The organism is Micromonospora sp. NPDC005172, from assembly GCF_040608555.1.
Lineage (GTDB): Bacteria > Actinomycetota > Actinomycetes > Mycobacteriales > Micromonosporaceae > Micromonospora.
The window spans coordinates 155,485-175,148 of record NZ_JBEXIL010000009.1 but is presented as its reverse complement, the minus strand read 5'-3'; the positions used below and the strand labels follow the sequence as shown (position 1 = coordinate 175,148).

Sequence of the window (19,664 nt, the reverse complement as noted above, 5' to 3'; positions counted from 1 at the left end):
CCCCCCGCCCCACCCCCCCGCCTCCCCCCCGTCGATCTTGCGGTTTCTGTCGCGGCATAAGCCGCGAAGGTGACGTAGCGGCAACCGAAAGTGCAAGATCGGCGGGGTGGGGGATGGGGGGCCGTTTCGCGTTGTCCGATGGGCGTGAGAGTTGCAACGTCGGAGTTGTGGGTGAGCCGGGAATCCGGGGTCGCGTGCGAGACTAGGTAACCATGAGCGACCCACGGATCACCTCGTCGATCTTCACCCGCGGCGCGGTCGACCTCAGCACGCTGCGTGGCCCCGCACCAGCCAGTACCCGCCCCGGCACACCCCCGCAGGGCGGCCCGTCCGCCGGCGCGCCGGGCGCGCCGACCGCCGGCAACGCCTCCATCGTCGACGTCACCGAGGCGACCATCCAGTCCGCGGTGCTCGAGCAGTCGATGGCCCTGCCCGTCATCGTCTTCTTCGGCGCGGCCGGGTTCCCCGAGAGCGACGACTTCGCCCCGGTGCTCGAGCGGCTGGCCGCCGAGAGCGGCGGCACCTGGGTGCTGGCCCGGGTCGACGTGCAGGAGAACCCGCGGATCGCCCAGATGTTCCGCGTCCAGGGCGTCCCGATGGTCTACGCGGTCGTCGGCGGCCAGCCGATCGACGCCTTCTCCGGTGTGGTGCCCGAGGCGCAGCTCCGCCAGTGGATCCAGGCCGTACTCAAGGCCGGCGGCGTGGCCGTCGCCGAACCGGAGGACCCGCGCCTCGACGAGGCGGACGACGCGCTCATGAGCGGTGACCTGGACGCCGCCGAGCAGGCGTACCGCAAGATCCTCGCCGACGCCCCCGCGGACGCCGCGGCCACGGCGGGCCTCGCCCAGGTCGGCGTGGCACGGCGGGTGGCGGGCGCCGACCCGGCCACCGCGCTGGCCGCCGCCGAGAGCGCCCCCGACGACGTCGCGGCCCAGTTGCTGGCCGCCGACATCGAGGTGCTCAGTGGCCTGGCCGAGCAGGCGTACGCCCGGCTCGTCGGGCTGGTCCGGCGCACCGCCGGCGAGGACCGCGAGACGGTTCGCCAGCACCTGGTATCGCTCTTCTCCATCGCCGGTCCGGACGACCCGGCGGTCGCCTCGGCCCGTCGGGCCCTGGCCAGCGCCCTGTTCTGAGAGCAGCGGCACGATTGTGAGTTCGTAGTACGCCAGCGCGGGCCGGCGTGTTCGCCGGCCCGCTCGACCACCGGGGACGGGAGCTCATGATGCGCCGGATAGCCGTCCTCGACGCGCCGACAAATCTCGGCCTACGGCCACCGACGTCCACCTCCGTGCCGGGCTGCGCCAAGGCGCCCGGCGCGCTGCGCGACCACGACCTGCTGGCCCGGCTGCGGGCCCGCGACGCCGGCTGCCTCACCGCACCCCGGTACGACCCCGGTGACTGGCGGCCCGGCGACGGTGTGTGCCACGCCCGGGAGATCGCCGACTACTCGCTCGCGCTCGCCGAGCGGATCGGCTCGATCATCGACCGTGGCGAGTTCCCGGTGGTGCTGGGCGGCGACTGTTCCGTGCTGCTCGGCTCCGCGCTCGCCATGCACCGCCTCGGCGAGGCGGTCGGCGGGCGGATCGGGCTGGTCTTCGTCGACGGGCACTCCGACTTCCGGCACCCCGGCAACGCCTCCTACGTCGGGGCGGCCGCCGGGGAGGACCTGGCCCTGGTCACCGGGCGCGGGCAGGCCGACCTGGCCGCGTTGGAGGGCCGCCGGCCCTACTTCCGCGACATCGACGTGGTGGTGCTCGGCATCCGCGCACAGGACGAGTACCGCCTCGACCTCCAGGCTGCGGGGATCACCACCCGGCCGGTGCCGGCGCTGCGCGCCGAGGGCGCCGCCCGTACGGCCCAGTGGGCGCACGAACAGCTCGCCGACTGCGCGGGCTACTGGGTGCACATCGACGTCGACGTGCTCGACCCCGCGGTGATGCCGGCCGTGGACGCTCCCGACCCGGGTGGCATCGCCTTCGCCGAGCTGGAGATCCTGCTCGCCGGCCTGGTCGACACCCCACACTGCCTCGGTGTCGAGCTGACAGTCTTCGACCCCGACTACGACCCGGACGGCTCGTACGCCGCCGAGATCGTCAACACCGTGGTCGCCGGTCTGGCCCCCGTCAGCGCCCCGGAGGCGATGCCGCCACGGCTGCTGTCGCCCCGGCCCACGCCCGCCCCGCGCCGCGGCAGCAGCCGGCCCACGCTCGACCCCGAGCACGCCGACGATCCCGAGCCCACCGACGACGCCCGCCCGAGCAGGCCGGAGGGCCGGACCGTGTCTGCCGGCGAGCGGCCGGCGGGGCAGAACGGCACCGAGGTCGCGGGCGCGATACCGCTCGACACGCTCGCCCCGGCCCACCCGGTCTCGGCTGGCAGTGCCGGCTTCTCGGAGCCTGCCGGTGGTCTTGAGCCGACTGCCGGTCTCGGCCCGGCCGGTGGTCTCGGCCTAGCTGGCGGTCTCGGCCCGGCTGGTGGTCTCGGGCCAGCAGGTCATCCGGAGCCGGCTGGTGGTCTCGGGCCGGCCGGCGGTCTCGGCCCGGCAGATCGTCCGGAGCCGGCTGACGGCCTTGGGTCAGCAGGTCATCCGGAGCCGGGTCGTCGTCCCGAGGCGGCCGATGCAGAGCCGGATGTCGGCCTGAGCGCCGTCGAACCCGTCGGCCCGCCCGCCGCAGCCGGCCCAGGCCGACTACGCCGATTAACAACCACCACCGACCACCCCGAAACCGACACCGCCTAACCCCAGCCCCCGGCCCCGCCCCCCGGGCCCCCGCTCAACTCGGTGATCAAGAAGTTCGCGTCAGATTCGAGCGGAATCTTGACGCAAACTTCTTGATCGACGAGGACGGGAGAGGGCGACGAGGACGGGGGAGGGGGTGTGGGGTCAGGAGGTCGGGAGGGCGCGGAGGAAGCGTTCCGCGATCGGGACGGCCGTATCGGTGCTGGAGCCGCCCTTCTCCACGAACACGGCGAACGCGACATCGCCCCGCCAGCCCACGATCCACGCGTGCGTGTGCGCCGGGTTGTCGTCGAACTCGGCGGTGCCGGTCTTGCCGTACACCGCGCCGCCCGGGACGTCCTTGAGCGCGGTGGCCGTACCGGTGGTGACCACCTCACGCATCATCGTGCGCAGTGCCTCGATCGACTGCGGCTTGAGTGGTCCGTCGGTTGCGGCCGGCTTCGCCGGCGCAGGGTCGACCAGCAGCTTCGGCTGGATGAAGGCGCCCCGGGCGACGGCCGCCGTGGCGCCGGCCATGGCCAGGGGGCTGACCAGGGTGGTGCCCTGGCCGAACGACGCGGCGGCCTGCTCGGCCGGGCTGCCGCCGGTCGACACCTTGCCGGTGAACGCGTCCACCCCGAGATCCCACTGCCCCTCCAGCCCCAGCGAGCGGCCGGCGGCGGCCAGCCCGTCACCACCGAGCTTCGGAGCCAGCGAGGCGAAGGCCGTGTTGCAGGACTTCGCGAAGTCGGTGCGGAACGGCACGGAGCCCAGCTCGAAGTTGTTCGAGTTCTTGAAGGACCGACCGTCGACGGTGAAGGTCTTCTTGCACTCCACCGGGCCGTTCAGGGTGACCGCGCCCCGGTCCAGCAGGCCCAACGCGCTGACCATCTTGAACGTCGAGCCCGGCGGCACCTGCGCGGTGAAGGCCAGGTTCTCGCCGGCCGAGCCGGGGCCGTTCGCGGCGGCGAGCACCGCGCCGTCGCTGACGCGTACCGCGACCACCGCGGCGCGGTGCGACTCCGCGCGCAGTGCCCCGTCGGCGGCGTTCTGGGTGGCCACGTCCAGGGTGGTCTTCAGCGCCTGGCCGGGTTGCGGCTCGCGGCGGAACAGCTCGGTGCCGGTGGGCGCCAGCTTGCCGTCCTCGGCGGGCCGCTCGACCAGGACGGTCAGCCCAGGTGCGCCGCGCAGCCGCTCGTCGTAGCGGCCCTGCAAACCGCCGTGTCCGACCAGGTCGCCGGCGACGTACCTGTCGGGGTGGGCGGCGAGGTCGTCGGCCTGCGCCTGGTCGACGCTACCGAGCAGGGCGCGGGCGAACTCCCGCGTCGGCGCCAGGTCGAGCTTCTCGGAGACGAACTTGGTGCCGGGCAGGTCGTAGATGCGGGGTTTGATCTGCTTGTACGCGTCCTCGCGCAGGGTCACCACCTCGACGAAGGCACTCGGATCCGACTCGGCGACCCGCTTGGGCAGATCGGCCAGGTCGACGCCGGGCACCAGCACCGGACGGATCGCCTTCAAGGCAGCGTCGAGGTCCTTGACCAGCTTGTTGATGTCGGTGACCTCACTGGGCTGCACGCCCACCCGCACCACCGGGCGCGGCGACACGATCGGCTTGCCGGCCCCGTCCAGCACACCGGCCCGGGGGCCGGTGTCGCGGCGGAGCCCCAACCGGTCGCCCTTGACGAGCTTCTCGTGGAGCACCCGCGGCTCCCACATCACCTGCCACTGGTCGTCGTCGCCCTGGACGAGCCGTAGCTCCCGGTCGTACGTCCAATGGGTCTGGCCCGGCAGCGACCAGTCCACCCGGACGGTGGTGGTCGCGATGTTCTTGGTGATCTTCGGCTCGCCCTGCCGAGTCAGCGCGGGCGGGGTGGCTGCCAGCTCGCCGGACAGCTCCTTGATCTCCTTGCTCACCTCGGCCGCCGGCACCTTGGCGCCGGTCGTGTCGACCATTGCGACCGCCTGCAGGTCGCCGCTGCGCCAGCCGGCGAGGAAGGCGTCCGCGGTCTTGTCCGGCCCGTCGTCGCCGGAGCACGCCGCCAGGACACCGGCGGTGAGCAGGGACGCGGTGAGCGCGGCTAACCGCCGTCTGCGGTTCGGCCGATGGGGGTGGGGGTAGAACAAGGTCATGAAGCGGTCCTTCCGATCTCGCGCTGCTCTGCACGGTAGTACGCGAACGCTGTCCGCAACGTCCCGTGAAGCCCTCTACGTACGGAAAGACGGACCGAGCCGGTGTGATGAACATCGCGCGGCGGGGTAACCCGCAACCGGCCAACCTCGGACCCGCAACGGGTGAAAGGACGAAGTCCCGATCCGACGTCCGGCTAGCGGTCCGCTGACGGAGGCGGCACCCGGCAGGCCTAGGCTGGGCGGCAGAGTGACCCACAACGCGGTGGGTCGAGGGGAGTGGCACCGATGGACCGGCGTCCGGCGATCAAACCGGAACCCGACCTCCGGCAGGATGACACCGGCCGGGACGGCGACAGCTTCGATTCGGCGACCGACGGGGACGGCTACGGCCGGCTCGACACGGGCGTCACAGGGCTGACCGGGTCGAGCATCGACACCATCTACGATCTGGGTCTGCCGACCGAGGCGTTGGCAGACGACGTGGAGGACGCCGAGCTCGACGAGCCCGTCCCCAACGCGGAGCGGCTGGTGGCCCAGGCCGTCGCGCTCGCCGGGGACGACCACGACGCGGCGACCCTGGTCGGCCGCTTCTGGCGGTTCGCCCCGGACGAGGAGCTGGTCGGGTTCACGGCGGAGGAGATGCTCGACGCGGCCCGGGCGCACCGGGACCTCGCGCAGCAGCGGGTGCCCGGCGAGTTGAAGCTCCGCATCCACGAGCCGCACGCCGACCAGCACCACACGGTTGTCGAGATCGTCACCGACGACATGCCGTTCCTGGTCGACTCGGTGACCGCGCTTCTCAACTCGTACCACCTGGACGTCCACCTGCTGGTGCATCCGCTGGTGGTGGTCCGGCGCGAGCCGTTGGGCCGCCTCACCGAGGTCTCGGCGGACGTGGAACCGGACGACGCGATCGCCGGCGACATCGTCGAGAGCTGGATGCGGATCGAGATCGACCCGGTCCGGGACGCGGCCGAGCGGGAACGGTTGGTCGGTGAGCTGCAACGGGTGCTGACCGACGTACGGGAGGCGGTGGAGGACTGGCCGAAGATGCGCCAGCGGGCCCTCGCGCTCGCCGACGAGCTGGCCTCGGCCCGCACCTCGGACAACCGCCCGCCGGTGCCGGAGAAGGACATCACCGACTCGGTGGAGCTGCTGCGCTGGCTCGCGCACGACCACTTCACGTTCCTCGGTTACCGCGAGTACCGCCTGGTGGACGCCCGGGACGGGACCCCCTCCGACCCGGTGGACGGCAAGGCCCTCGAAGCGGTGCTCGGCACCGGGCTGGGCATCCTGCGCTCGGACTCACCGGACGCCCGGTCGCTGTCGTCGATGACGTCCGAAGCGCACGAGAAGGTGCTGGAGAAGCGCCTTCTCATCATCACCAAGGCCAACTCACGGGCCACCGTGCACCGTTCGGCGTACCTGGACTACATCGGCTTCAAGATCTTCAACGAGTTCGGCGAGGTCATCGGTGAGCGGCGCTTCCTGGGCCTGTTCTCCACCGCCGCGTACCGGACCAGCGTCCGGGAGCTGCCGGTGGTGCGCCGCAAGGTCGCCGAGGTCCTCGACCGCTCCGGACTTAGTCGGCGCAGCCACTCCGGCAAGGACCTGCTCCAGATCCTGGAGACCTATCCGCGTGACGAGCTGTTCCAGATCAAGACCGACGACCTGTACCACGCGGTGGTCGGTGTGCTGCGGATGGCGGGCCGGCGGCAGCTGCGGGTGTTCCTGCGGCGCGACGCGTACGGGCGGTTCATCTCCTGCCTGATCTACCTTCCCCGCGACCGGTTCACGACGCAGAACCGGCTGCGCATGCAGGAGATCCTGCTGCGGGAGCTGAACGGCGTCGGGGTGGACTACACGACCCGGGTCACCGAGTCGATGCTCGCCCGGATCCACTACATCGTCCGTACCGACCCGACCCGGCCGCCCGGTGAGATCGACGCCGACCTGCTGGCCGAGGAACTGGCCGACGCCACCCGACTCTGGGACGACGACTACCGGCTGGTGCTGGAGCGCAAGCTCGGCGACGAGCAGGCCAAGCACCTGTTCGCCCGGTACGCCGACGCGTTCCCGGAGGGCTACAAGGACGGGCACACGCCGTACGAGGCGATGAAGGACCTGGCCAAGCTGGAGCTGCTGGAGGAGCCCGGCCAGCTCGAGATGCACCTGTTCCGCAAGCAGCTCGCGCCCCGGCCGGGCACCCGCGTGCCCGGCGCCGACCTGGCCGACGAGATGAACGTGCGGTTCAAGGTCTACCGGTACGGCGAGCCGATGATGCTCTCCGCCGTGCTGCCCGTGCTGCACTCGCTCGGCGTACGGGTGGTCGACGAGCACCCGTACGAGGTGGACCGGATCGACGGTCGGGTCTACCTGTACGACTTCGGCCTGATGCTGCCCGAGGGGCACCACGAGCTGGCCGAGGTACGCCCGCACGTGGAGAACGCGTTCGCGGCGGCCTGGCGCGGCGAGGCCGAGGTGGACCGGTTCAACGAGCTGGTGCTGCGCGCCGGTCTCACCTGGCGGCAGGTGGTGGTGCTGCGGGCGTACGCCAAGTACCTGCGGCAGGCCGGCACGGTCTTCTCGCAGGACTACATGGAGCAGACCTTCATCGCGTACCCGAAGCTCGCCAGCCTGTTGGTGGAGCTGTTCGAGACGCGGTTCGCGCCGGGTGAGCTGACTGCCGAGCAGCGGCAGCAGCGCAGCGGCGAACTGGTGGAGACGATCCGGGGCGCGCTGGACGACGTGGCCAGCCTCGACCAGGATCGCATCCTGCGTTCGTACCTCACGTTGATCGAGGCGACCCTGCGGACCAGCTTCTACCAGAAGCCGGTCGGCGGGCGGCCGAAGGCGTACGTGGCGTTCAAGCTGGACCCGCAGGCCATCCCGGACCTGCCGGCGCCCCGCCCCAAGTTCGAGATCTTCGTCTACTCGCCCCGGTTCGAGGGCGTGCACCTGCGGTTCGGGCCGGTGGCCCGGGGCGGGTTGCGCTGGTCCGACCGTCGGGAGGACTTCCGGACCGAGGTGCTCGGCCTGGTCAAGGCGCAGATGGTGAAGAACACGGTCATCGTGCCGGTGGGTGCCAAGGGCGGCTTCGTGCTGAAGCAGAAGCCGGGGGACCGGGACGAGGCGGTCGCCTGTTACCAGGAGTTCGTCGGCGCGATGCTGGACGTCACCGACAACATCGTCAGCGGGCAGATCGTGCCGCCCGACGACGTGGTCCGGCACGACGGCGACGACCCGTACCTGGTGGTCGCCGCGGACAAGGGCACCGCCACGTTCTCCGACATCGCCAACGAGATCTCCGTGGCGCACAACTTCTGGATGGGCGACGCGTTCGCCTCCGGTGGTTCGGCCGGGTACGACCACAAGAAGATGGGCATCACCGCCCGGGGCGCCTGGGAGTCCGTGAAGCGGCACTTCCGGGAGCTGGGCCTGGACACCCAGACCCAGGACTTCACGGTGGTGGGCGTCGGGGACATGTCCGGCGACGTGTTCGGCAACGGGATGCTGCTCTCCGAGCACATCCGGTTGGTGGCCGCGTTCGACCATCGGCACATCTTCCTCGACCCCGACCCGGACGCAGCGACCTCGTACGCGGAGCGTCGGCGGCTGTTCGACCTGCCCCGATCCTCCTGGGAGGACTACAACCCGGAGCTGATCTCGGCCGGGGGTGGCATCTTCCCGCGTACCGCGAAGTCGATCCCGCTCACGCCGCAGGTCCGGGCGGCGATCGGCCTCGACGACGACGTGACGCAGCTGTCGCCGCAGGAGTTGATGAAGGCGATCGTCACCGCTCCGGTGGACCTGTTCTGGAACGGCGGCATCGGCACGTACGTCAAGGCGTCCACCCAGACCAACGCCGAGGTGGGCGACAAGTCCAACGACGCGATCCGGGTGGACGGGCGCAACCTGCGCTGCCGGGTGGCGGGCGAGGGCGGCAACCTGGGCTGGACCCAGCTCGGCCGGATCGAGTACGCGTTGACCGGTGGCCGGATCTTCTCGGACTTCATCGACAACGCGGCAGGTGTGGACACCTCCGACCACGAGGTGAACATCAAGATCCTGCTGAACACCGCGGTGGCCGACGGCGAGTTGACCACGGCCGACCGGGACGAGCTGCTGGCCACGATGACCGACGAGGTCGCCGAGCTGGTGCTGCGGGACAACTACGACCAGGCTCGGGCGATCAACAACGCCCAGGCCCAGGCCGCGTCGCTGCTCCCGGTGCACCGTCGGATGATCAACGAGTTGGAGCGGTCCGGCGCGTTGGACCGGTCGCTGGAGGCGCTACCGCCGGACGAGGAACTGGCGGTCCGCAGCGAGTCGGGCCTCACCGCGCCGGAGTTCGCGGTGCTGCTCGCGTACGTGAAGATCGTCCTTGAACGGGAGATCCTCACCGACGGGCTGGCCGACGAGGAGTGGACGTCCGAGGTCCTGGTCAACTACTTCCCGACGCCGATGCGCGAGCGGTTCGCCGACCGGATGGGCCGGCACCGACTGCGCCGCGACATCGTGACCACCGTGCTGGTCAACGAGGCGATCAACCGGGGCGGCATCTCGTTCGTCTTCCGGGTCGTCGAGGAGACCGCGGCCAGCGCCGCGGACGTGATCCGGGCGTACGTGGTGGTCCGCGAGGTGTTCGGGCTGCGTGACCTGTGGGACGCGGTGGAGGCGCTGGACAACAAGGTGTCTCCGGAGTTGCAGACCAGCGTCTACCTGGACACCCGTCGGCTGCTCGACCGTGCGGTGCGCTGGCTGGTCACCAACCGGCGTTCGCCGATCGACGTGCCGACCGAGATCGCCCGCCTGCGGGACGGGGTGGCTCGGCTGCTGCCGGGGATGGAGGAGCTGTTCTACGGCAGCGAGCGGCAGGGCATCGTGGCGCACATCGACTCGATGACCGGGCGTGGGCTGCCCCGCGACCTGGCGGAGCGGGCGACCCGGCTGATGTACAGCTTCGGCCTGTTGGACGTGGTCGAGACCGCGACCCGCAGCGGGCGGGACGTCGGCGAGGTGGCCTCGGTCTACTTCGTGCTCTCCGACCTGTTCCGGGTGGACTCGCTGCTGTCGAAGATCTCCCTGCTGCCGCGTGAGGACCGCTGGCAGACCCTCGCGCGGATGGCGCTGCGCTACGACCTGTACGCCGCGTTGGCGGCGCTCACCGCGGAGGTGCTCGACTCCACTCCGGAGGAGTTGCCGCCGCACGAGCGGGTGCAGCAGTGGGAACAGTCCAACGCGACGTCGATCCACCGGGCCCAGCGGGCGATGGGGGAGTTCGACGAGTCGCGGGCGGACCTCGCCGCGCTGTCCGTGCTGCTGCGCCAGATCCGCACCCTGGTGCGGACCTCGGCCGCCGCCTGAGTCGCTACGCCGGACACGGTCCGGCCGGTCGGGTCACCCCCCGACCGGCCGGACCTTTTTCGTGTACGCCGGGTCACGCCGCCAGAGTGGCGAAGACGACCACGTTGTCGCGGTAGCTGCGCACGGTCTCGTCGAACTGGCCGCCGCACGTCACCACCCGCAGCCCGGGCCGGTCGTTCGGCCCGTACACCAACTCGGTGGGAAAGGACGTCTTCGGGTACGACTTCACCGAGTCGACCCGGAACGTCGCCGGCTGACCGTCCGCCCGCCGCACGGTGATCGTGTCACCTGGCACGAGCGAGCCGAGGTCGAAGAAGACGGCCGGGCCGAGCTTCGCCGAGTCCACGTGCCCGACGATGACCGCGTTACCGGTCTCACCGGGGCTCGCCCCCGGCTCGTACCAACCAGCCTGGTCGGCCTGCTCCAGCGGGGGAACCTGGACGGTGCCGTCCGGGTTGGTGCCGAGCGACATGATCGTCGCGTCGACGCCGATCCGGGGGATCTCGATGGTGGTCGGGGCGGATCGGGTGAGCCCTGCCGGGGCTGCCCCGTCGACGGATGGGACGTCGCTGTCGGCGACCGCCGGACCGGTGACCTGGGGACCGGCCTGGGCCAGCGGCTGCGGGGGTCGGGGAGCGGGCGAAGTCTGCAACGAGGCGCCGATCATGCCGGCGCCGATCATGGCAAGGGTGACGACGACGGCCGCGCCGGCGGCACGCCACGGTCTCCCGTGACGGCCGCCGGCCCGTGTCGTCGTCACGTCAGACGAGCGAACCATCGGTCCGCCGACGACGCATCAGCACGATCCCGCCGAGCGCGGCAGCGCCGAGCAGGCTCGCGCCACCGGTGGCCAGGCCACGGTCGGTGCCGGTGCTGGCGCCGCCGTCACCACCGTCGACACCACCGTGGGGCAGGACGACCAGTTCGCCTTCGCCGCACGAGCCCTTGAGCTCGTAGCGACCCGGCTTGGCGTCCTTGTCGACCTTGGCCTCGCCGTAGTACACGAACTCGCGCTCGTCGTCCCGGCTGTCCTCGCCACGGCCGTGGTCGGAGCCGTACTCGCGGTCCTCGGAGTCCCGGCCCTTGTCGGAGCCGTACTCGTCGTCCGAGCCGGACTCGTGGCCCTTGGACTCGTGGCCCTTGGACTCGTGGCCCTTGGACTCCCAGCTCTTGTCCGAGCCGTACTCGTCGTCGGAGCCGTACTCGTCGTCCGAGCCGTACTCGTGGCCCTTGTCCGAGCCATACTCGTCGTCGGAGCCGTATTCGTGGCCCTTGGACTCGTGGCCCTTGGACTCCCAGCTCTTGTCCGAGCCGTACTCGTCGTCGGAGCCGTACTCGTCGTCGGAGCCGTACTCGTCGTCCGAGCCGTACTCGTGGCCCTTGGACTCCCAGTCCTTCTTGTCCTCGTCCTTGGACTCCCAGTCCTTCTTGTCCTCGTCCTTGGACTCCCAGTCCTTCTTGTCGCGGCTGTCATCCGCGTCCTGGCCGTGCTCCTCGCCCTTCCAGTCCTTGCTGTCCTCGTCCTCGTAGGCGTCGGCGGCAGCGCCGCCGCCCTGGCCACCGGGCTGGGCGTCGGCGGGCGGCTGCGACTTGTCGTCGCCGTTGTCGCCCTTGTCGCCGTCCTTGCCCTTGTCGCCGTCCTTGCCCTCGTGGTCCTTGCCCTTGTCGTCCTTGCCCTTGTCGTCCTTGCCCTTGTCGTCGTCCTTGCCGTGCTCGTCCTTGCCCTTGTCGTCGTCCTTGCCGTGCTCGTCCTTGCCCTTGTCGTCGTGGTCGTAGGAGTCCTCCTCCTCGCTCCACTCGCCGCGGTCCTCACCCCGGTCGTCCCGCGCCGGCTTGAGCTTGACCTTGCCGGTGACCTTGGACCACACGTACGCGTGCTCCTGCCGATCCGGGCAGATCTCGAGGAGCTTGACCTCGTCGCCAGCCTTCACGACGTGCGGCTTGGCGTAGACCTTGCCGTCCTCGTCGTGGTGCCCGTCAGCGAACGCGATCCCCGGCGCAAACACCAGGAGCGACGCGCCACCGAGGGCGGCGCCCGCAACGACCTTCCCGAGCATCTTCTTAGCCATGACCTGCGTCAACTCCATCCCTGTTGTCCTGAGCTCGGCGACAACCGAGCTAAGACCGACGTTAGACGTTTTCATGACCTATGAAGGGAAAGATTCGCGTTTCGACCTTTGCTGATAGTAAGCGTCAAAGGAGTGATACGTGGCTTTCACCGCTCGCACTGCCACCCCGGGTGCTCCTCGTCCGCCCGGGCCGACCGGCCTGTTGCTGACACGCAGCGCGCTACCGCCCACGCACGTCCGTAGCCGGCGATCTGTGCCGCTCGCGTCACTCGGGGGTATCGTCCGAGTTGAGGGCGGGCCGCGCATCGAGGCATTGCCATGGAAGCGCTCCCATGCAAGAATCGGCGCACGCGGTTCGGGGAGCCACACCGCGCAGGCAGGGCGTCGAGGGCATCCGGTTAGCCGGACGACAACCGGCCGCCAAGCGGTCGGCCACACGCCGGCCAATCACCACCACCACCACCGCCCGTCCGGGTCGGGCACCCCCCAATGAATCCCGTGGCGCCGGAGGCCGTCCGTGCAGGACGCCCGCCGGGCCGTCTCGCCGGGCCGTACGCGAGCCCGGTCTCGCCCAAGGAGATCAGTGGCATGAATGTGTGGAGAAGGCTGTCCGGCCCACGCCGGACCCTAGCGCTCGCCGGCGCGGGCGTTCTGGTCGCCGGCGGGCTGGTGACAATCCCGGTTACCGCGGCGCAGGCCGCGACGCAGTGCGACATCGCGTACGCGACCAACGACTGGCAGGGCGGCTTCACTGCCAACATCACCATCAAGAACCTCGGCGACCCGGTCAACGGCTGGACGCTCGGCTGGACCTTCCCCAACTCCAGCCAGCGCGTGCAGCAGGGCTGGTCGGCCACCTTCACCCAGTCCGGCAGCCAGGTCACCGCGCGCAGCATGTCGTACAACGGCACCCTCGCGACCGGCGCTTCGACGACTCTCGGGTTCAACGGCGCGTGGAGCGGCAGCAACCCGAAGCCGACCTCGTTCACCCTGAACGGTGTGGTCTGCAACGGTGGCACCGGCAACCCGACCACCCCGCCGCCCACCACGCCCCCGCCGACGACGCCCCCGCCCACCACGCCTCCGCCCACGACGCCTCCGCCCACCACGGGGCCGCCGCCGACCACCCCGCCCCCCGGGACCAAGGTCGACAACCCGTACGCCGGTGTGCCCGGATACGTGAACCCGGAGTGGAAGGCCAAGGCGGACGCCGAGCCCGGCGGTAGCCGCGTCTCGAACAATCCCACCGCCGTCTGGCTGGACCGGATCGCCGCGATCAACGGCACGCCGAACAGCAGCTCCAACGGTGCCTTCGGAGTGAAGGACCACCTGGACGAGGCGCTGCGTCAGGGTGCCGGTTACATCCAGTTCGTGATCTACAACCTGCCCGGCCGCGACTGCTCCGCGCTCGCCTCGAACGGCGAGCTGGGCCCGGACGAGCTGCCCCGCTACAAGTCCGAGTACATCGACCCGATCGCCGCGATCCAGAGCGACTCGAAGTACCGGAACATCAGGATCATCAACGTCATCGAGATCGACTCGCTGCCGAACCTCGTGACCAACACGTCCGGCCAGGCCGGCGGCACGGTCATGTGTGACACGGTCAAGGCCAACGGCGCGTACGTCAACGGCGTCGGCTACGCCCTCGCCAAGCTGGGCGCGATCGGCAACGTCTACAACTACATCGACGCCGGGCACCACGGCTGGCTCGGTTGGGACAGCAACTTCGGCCCGACCGCCGACATCCTGAAGACCGCCGCCGTCGCCTCCGGCAGCACGGTCAACAACGTGCACGGCTTCATCACCAACACCGCGAACTACTCGGCGCTCGTCGAGCCGAACTTCAAGATCACCGACAACGTCAACGGCCAGACGGTGCGGCAGTCCAAGTGGGTCGACTGGAACTACTACGTCGACGAGCTGTCCTTCGCCCAGGCGTTCCGGACCAAGCTGATCTCGGTTGGCTTCAACTCCAACATCGGCATGCTGATCGACACGTCCCGCAACGGCTGGGGCGGCGCCAACCGGCCCACCGGCCCGGGCGCGACGACCAGCGTCGACACGTACGTCAACGGTGGCCGGATCGACCGCCGGGCGCACGCCGGCAACTGGTGCAACCAGGCTGGCGCTGGTCTCGGCGAGCGGCCTCGGGCGAACCCGGCCACGGGTATCGACGCCTACGTCTGGGTGAAGCCCCCGGGTGAGTCGGACGGCTCCAGCGCGGAGATCCCGAACAACGAGGGCAAGGGCTTCGACCGGATGTGCGACCCGACGTACGGCGGCAACGCCCGTAACGGCAACAACCCGACCGGGGCGCTGGCGAATGCGCCGATCTCCGGTGCGTGGTTCTCGGCCCAGTTCCGGGAGCTGATGCAGAACGCCTACCCGGCGCTCTGACCGGACAGCTCACGCGCCAACCCGCCGCCGGCAGTAGGTGAGGCACTGCCGGCGGCAGGTTTCCCCGGGGTCCCCGGTCCGACCATCACGGTCGGGCCGGGGACCCCCCTTTGGTGCTTGTTCCAGCGTCAGGGCACAGTGCGCTCGATCGCCGAACGACCCTGCTCGGCCAGGTCGCGACGGGCCTTCTCCAGGTTCTCCGGCGTGAGGTCCTGCCCGCGGGCCATCACCAGGTCCTCCGGCTCCCAGGGCTGCTCGGCGCCGGTACGGATGTTGTCGCCGCCCGCGCCGGTGCCCGTTCCGGTGGCGCCGGTGCCGGCGGCGTACGGGTCGCCGATCAGGTCGTCGGTGTCCGGGGCGAGGTCCTTCGGCCGGTCGCGGGGTTCGGTGAAGGTCGGCGTGTCACTGTCGGGGCCACCCCCGGTCCGCAACTCCAGGACGGTGCTGTCGTCGTCCACGGCAGCGGCCGTCTGCGGGCTCTCCTCCAACGGCGGTCGGCGGTCGCGATCGGTCATGGTGCTGCCTCCTGTGTCCGACAGGTTGCCTGATCCCCCCTCGCGTACCCGGTGCAGGAGCGCCCATGCGCGACGCCGGCGCCGTCCGTGTGGACGACGCCGGCGGCGGACCGGGTTGTTTCAGTGGTCGGACTGCTGCTCGTTCGCGGACGGCGCCTCGGCCGGTCGCAGCCACTGCCAGAGCAGCATGAGCAGCCCGAAGGCGAGCATCACGAGCCCGGCCCACAGGTTGATGCGGACGCCCTCGGCCTTGTCGATCTCGGCCCGGCTGTCGAAGACGCCGATCAGCGTCACGATGACCCCGTACGCCACGAAGAGGCCACCGATCACCCGACGGATGTCGAACAGGCGGGCGGCGGCGGAGCGGCGTTCCTCCGCCTGCGTCTCGTCGATCAGCGGGTCCTGCGCCGGCTGGCCGTCGTTGCTCATCTGCCGACTCCTTTCCTAGAAGACCGGGATGTAGAAGAGAGCGGCGAGCGCGACGGCGATCACGCCCAGCAGCACGGGGGAGCGGTACCAGACGGCGTCTCCGGCGAGCACGTCGCCCTTCAGGTCGACGCCGCCCATTCCGTAGACCAGCCCGCGCAGCTCCTCGTCGCGCTTGGCGGCCGTGAGCGGAGTGAGGATCGCGGCGACCACCGCCACGGTGACGAACGCGATGCCGGCGCCCCAGAAGCTCTCCTCCAGGTCGGAGTTGAAGTCGATCACGCCGCCCTTGTAGAGCAGGTAGGTTGCCAGCGACGCCAAGGTGCCGAGCAACAGTGACCAGAAGCCGGCCAGCGCGCTCATCCGCTTCCAGAACATGCCGATGATGAACGTGGCGAACAGCGGCGCGTTGAACAGCGAGAAGAGCGCCTGGATGTAGTTCATGATGTTGCTGAACCCGGACGCGATGAACGCCGTCCCGATGCCGATCACCACGGCGGCGACCGTCGCCCACCGACCGATGCGCAGGTAGTACTCGTCGGATCGATCCCGGCGGACGTACGACTGCCAGATGTCGTAGGTGAAGACGGTGTTGAAGCCACTCACGTTGGCCGCCATGCCGGCCATGAACGACGCGAGCAGGCCGGTGACCGCTACCCCGAGGACGCCGTTGGGCAGCAGGTCCCGCATGAGCAGCGGAATCGCGTTGTTGTACTGCAGGTCGCCCTTGTCCGCGCCGAGCCCCTTCACCGTCACGAGTGCGACGAGGCCGGGGATGATCGTGACCAGGGGGATGAACAGCTTCGGGTACGCGGCGATGATCGGCGTACGCCGGGCGGCGCTCATGTTCTTCGCCGACAGCGCCCGCTGCACCTCGGCGAAGTTCGTCGTCCAGTAACCGAACGAGAGCACGAAGCCGAGACCGAAGACGATGCCGATCCACTGCGCGCCGAGCGGGTTGTCGGTGCTGCCGGTGTCCTGCCAGGCGTGCAGACCCGCCTCGCCGAGCTTCGAGTCCCGGACCGCGTCCATCAGCCCGCCGACCCCGCCGACCTTGACCAGACCGATCACGGTGACCGGGATGAGGCCGGCCAGGATGACGAAGAACTGGAGCACCTCGTTGTAGATCGCGCCGGACAGGCCACCGATGGTGATGTACGCCAGCACGATCGCCGCCCCGACCACGATCGCCGTCCAGAGCGGCCAGCCGAGCAGCGCCTGCATGACCAGGGCCAGCGCGTAGAGGTTCACGCCGGCGATCAGCACCTGGGCGACGGCGAAGCTGAGCGCGTTCAGCAGGTGCGTCGGTCGGTTGAAGCGCAGCCGCAGGTACTCGGGCACGCTGCGGACCTTCGACCCGTAGTAGAAGGGCATCATCACGATGCCCAGGAAGACCATCGCCGGCACCGCGCCGATCCAGTAGTAGTGGACCGTCATGACGCCGTACTGGGCGCCGTTGGCCGCCATGCCGATGATCTCCAGCGCCCCCAGGTTCGCGGAGACGAACGCGAGGCCGGTCACCCAGGCGGGCAGGGAGCGGCCGGAGAGGAAGAAGTCGACGCTGGTCCGGATCGCCCTACGGGCGGCGAAGCCGACCCCGAGGACGGTGACGAAGTACAGCGCGAGAATCAGGTAGTCCAGCCCGTTCATGTTGAGCCGGAGGCCGCCACCGTCCATCTCGTCACCCCTCGTCCGACGTTGGCACCAGATTTGATGCGCGCGCCCTATTACCCCGTAGACAGACTTTCACGCCTGCCTGTCTGTTCCGTGTGGTTCCGGCCCGTCCGCGCGGTCTTTCGTGGCGTACCCCATTGGGGTCGCCGCCGCGGCGGCGGCAGCGGCGGTGCGAGGCCTCGGTGCGGGCCCTTTGCTCTGCTTCAGCCGAGGAAACAGCGCGCGTCCGTTATCCGGACACCGGGTGTTGCCTGTGGTGAAGCAGAGCAAAGGGGCTGCTCGGCATCCGGCGCGCTCGCCCAGCTCTCGGCGCGCTCGCCCGGCACCCACCCCGCTCGACCAGCGCCCAGCTTGTCGGCGCGGACGCGAAACGGGGCGCCCGGCCGTTGTCGGCCGGACGCCCCGTGGGTTTGGTCGGTCAACGACCCAGGACGCGGTCCAGGAAGTCCCGGTAGTTGCGGACTGCCATCCGCAGCTGCTCGGTGTCCGCCGAGCCGGTGTCCTGCCATCCACCCAGCGTGTTCTTCTGCGCGGCCAGCGCCGAGGCGAGAGCCTGGATGGCTTCCTCGACCAGCGCCTGCGCCTCGCCGGCGGCGGCCTGCGGATCGTCGACGAAACGTAGCTGCACGTCCCGCCAGCGGTCCCGGAAGCCCTGCGCGGTGTCCCCGTCGAGGAGTGTGGCCGCGTCGGTGGCGACGGTCGAACCAGCGGGCCGCGACGTGCCGGCCGACTCCAGCGAGGCGCCGGTGCCCTCGGTGGCGACCGGTTCGGCGTCCGCGTCCGGGTCGACCATCTCCGGCGAGGCGCTGCCGTACCCGGCCGCGCCCGCGGTCGCCGCGTCCGGATCGCCGGCCCAGTCGGTCAGGTCACTGCGGCGCTCCGGCGCGCCGTCCGTGCTTCCCGGGACGACGACGGTACGTCGGTCCTCGACGTCGAGGTCGGTCTCGGGCGTGGTGTCACCGTCGACCTCCGCGAAGTCGTCCCGGCGGTGCAGTTCGGCGGTGGGGTCGGCACGCAACCCCTCCCGCTCGCCGTCCTCGGCGCCGTCGCCGGGCGCGGCGGTCCGCTCGGCCCGCGGGTCGGGCTGGTCCTGCGGACGCGGGCTGGCCAGGGCGGACGCGGCCACCGCGTCGGCGACAGTTGTCGCACCGAACACGGTCGGCAGCGGGCCCGGCTCGTGGAAGCCACCCTCGTCGTCGGGCTGGTTCCGCCGGTCGGTGCCGTCGGTCGGCTCGTCGTCGTCGGCCCGATCGTGCAGGACATCGGTGCCGTTGGCCCGCTCGTCGTCAACCCTCGGATCGTCGAAGGTGCCGCGGTCGTCCAGGGTGTCCTCGGGTACGTCGGAGCGGGCGGCCCGGTCGTCGGACGGCGGGACCGGAACCGGCGCGGACCGGACGGCCTCTGGATGGTCGTTACTCACCTGCTGCTCTTCGTGGCGCATCGGTGGCCTCCTCAGCGGCTCGTGGCGTCGTGCGGAGTGTCCGGGTGGGAACGCTGTTCGGGCGTGCGCTGACCGACGGGCTCCTCGCCGAGCAGGTCGGCGAAGAGCGCCCGGTAGTGCACGACCGCCTGGCGCAGCTCCTCGGTGCTCGCCTCGCCCCGGGAGTTCCGCAGGTGGATCTCGTGCGCGTCCCGGTAGTTGGTCAGCGTGCGGGCGTGCTCCACGGAGAGGTGGGCGATCTGGTCGGAGAAGTCCCCCGTCGGGTAGCCCCGCTCCTCGATGAGCCGGGTGACCAGTTCGTCCGCGTCGCCCACGGTCTCGCCCGGCGAGTCGATGAAGCGGATCTGGAGCTCTTCCCAAGCGGCGGCGTAACGGGCCCGGGATTCCGGGCTGAGCGGGGTGAGCGTGAGCTCGGCGTGCCGGCGTTCCCGGTCGCGTAGCTCGCGCTCCGCGGCGGACCGGCTCTCCTGCTCCTGGACCACCCGGTCGTACTCCGGCCCGAACCGGCTGCGCAGCGCACGGCGGCGACCGATCGTCCGGACGGCAACGGCGATCGCCGCGATGATCACCAGCACGACGAGCACGATGACGATTATCTGCGTGGGCGACATAAGCTCCTCCTTCGTCATCTGGTATTCCCTCCGCGTACTGATCGCCAATCCCGATCCGAGGGACTTTCCTCGCCGATCGCGGTCCCGGGTCGCCGTAGCTGACAGAAACCTGACTCATTCCAGATAGACGGTGTTGGTGGGCTGTGCGCCGGCGTACGACATCGCCGGCAACGTCCGATCCCTTCCCGCTCAGCACCAGCGCCCCGGGAAGTGCGGCGGCGCGGCGTTCGACGGAACGGCGGGAGCGCGCTCCGCAGCACCGACGTCGCCGCCACGGCGGTAGTGCAACCGGGCGTGATTACGTATCCTGCCCAA

Annotated in this window: 11 protein-coding genes and 1 pseudogene; 4 read left to right on the top strand and 8 right to left on the bottom strand. The window is 70.4% G+C overall.

From position 1 onward, the window contains the following. The first annotated feature begins 212 nt into the window (after nucleotides 1-212). Together ABZV06_RS09110 and ABZV06_RS09105 are read left to right on the top strand one after the other, a co-directional pair. Complete coding sequence (locus ABZV06_RS09110) at nucleotides 213-1,133, top strand: tetratricopeptide repeat protein (RefSeq protein WP_355619929.1); 921 nt, start codon at nucleotides 213-215, stop codon at nucleotides 1,131-1,133. 86 nt (nucleotides 1,134-1,219) lie between these two features. Beyond that, nucleotides 1,220-2,188, top strand: a pseudogene (locus ABZV06_RS09105) (arginase family protein); the annotation flags it as partial. A 696-nt stretch (nucleotides 2,189-2,884) separates the two neighbouring features. On the opposite strand, the gene ABZV06_RS09100 reads toward ABZV06_RS09105, so the two are convergent. Next, nucleotides 2,885-4,849 (bottom strand): penicillin-binding transpeptidase domain-containing protein, encoded by a 1,965-nt coding sequence (locus ABZV06_RS09100; protein ID WP_355619926.1) that lies wholly within the window; start codon nucleotides 4,847-4,849, stop codon nucleotides 2,885-2,887. 285 nt (nucleotides 4,850-5,134) lie between these two features. On the opposite strand from ABZV06_RS09100, the gene ABZV06_RS09095 reads away from it, so the two are divergent. Then, the gene (locus ABZV06_RS09095; protein ID WP_355619923.1) at nucleotides 5,135-10,216 is read left to right on the top strand and encodes an NAD-glutamate dehydrogenase; all 5,082 of its coding nucleotides are present in this window, start codon (nucleotides 5,135-5,137) and stop codon (nucleotides 10,214-10,216) included. 73 nt (nucleotides 10,217-10,289) lie between these two features. On the opposite strand, the gene ABZV06_RS09090 is transcribed toward ABZV06_RS09095, so the two are convergent. Together ABZV06_RS09090 and ABZV06_RS09085 are read right to left on the bottom strand one after the other, a co-directional pair. Beyond that, complete coding sequence (locus tag ABZV06_RS09090) at nucleotides 10,290-10,976, bottom strand: class F sortase (RefSeq protein ID WP_355241923.1); 687 nt, start codon at nucleotides 10,974-10,976, stop codon at nucleotides 10,290-10,292. A 1-nt stretch (nucleotide 10,977) separates the two neighbouring features. Then, nucleotides 10,978-12,303 carry a hypothetical protein gene (locus tag ABZV06_RS09085; protein ID WP_355619921.1) on the bottom strand — a complete coding sequence of 442 codons (1,326 nt, stop codon included), beginning with the start codon at nucleotides 12,301-12,303 and terminating at the stop codon, nucleotides 10,978-10,980. 570 nt (nucleotides 12,304-12,873) lie between these two features. Between ABZV06_RS09085 and ABZV06_RS09080 the strand changes: the two genes are divergently transcribed. Beyond that, nucleotides 12,874-14,682 (top strand): glycoside hydrolase family 6 protein, encoded by a 1,809-nt coding sequence (locus tag ABZV06_RS09080; protein WP_355241917.1) that lies wholly within the window; start codon nucleotides 12,874-12,876, stop codon nucleotides 14,680-14,682. Nucleotides 14,683-14,810: 128 nt separating this feature from the next. Here ABZV06_RS09080 and ABZV06_RS09075 read toward each other — a convergent pair whose 3' ends face one another. The 5 genes from ABZV06_RS09075 to ABZV06_RS09055 all read right to left on the bottom strand — a co-directional run bounded on the left by ABZV06_RS09075 (nucleotide 14,811) and on the right by ABZV06_RS09055 (nucleotide 19,349). Next, nucleotides 14,811-15,197 (bottom strand): hypothetical protein, encoded by a 387-nt coding sequence (locus ABZV06_RS09075; RefSeq protein WP_355619918.1) that lies wholly within the window; start codon nucleotides 15,195-15,197, stop codon nucleotides 14,811-14,813. 120 nt (nucleotides 15,198-15,317) lie between these two features. Then, complete coding sequence (locus tag ABZV06_RS09070) at nucleotides 15,318-15,626, bottom strand: hypothetical protein (protein ID WP_355241911.1); 309 nt, start codon at nucleotides 15,624-15,626, stop codon at nucleotides 15,318-15,320. A gap of 15 nt (nucleotides 15,627-15,641) precedes the next feature. Further along, nucleotides 15,642-17,300 (bottom strand): sodium:solute symporter family protein, encoded by a 1,659-nt coding sequence (locus tag ABZV06_RS09065; protein ID WP_355241908.1) that lies wholly within the window; start codon nucleotides 17,298-17,300, stop codon nucleotides 15,642-15,644. Nucleotides 17,301-17,715: 415 nt separating this feature from the next. Next, a complete protein-coding gene (locus ABZV06_RS09060) occupies nucleotides 17,716-18,738 on the bottom strand; it encodes a hypothetical protein (protein ID WP_355619915.1) in 1,023 nt (340 codons plus the stop codon). 11 nt (nucleotides 18,739-18,749) lie between these two features. Then, nucleotides 18,750-19,349 carry a hypothetical protein gene (locus ABZV06_RS09055; RefSeq protein ID WP_355241979.1) on the bottom strand — a complete coding sequence of 200 codons (600 nt, stop codon included), beginning with the start codon at nucleotides 19,347-19,349 and terminating at the stop codon, nucleotides 18,750-18,752. Between the last annotated feature and the right edge of the window lie 315 nt (nucleotides 19,350-19,664).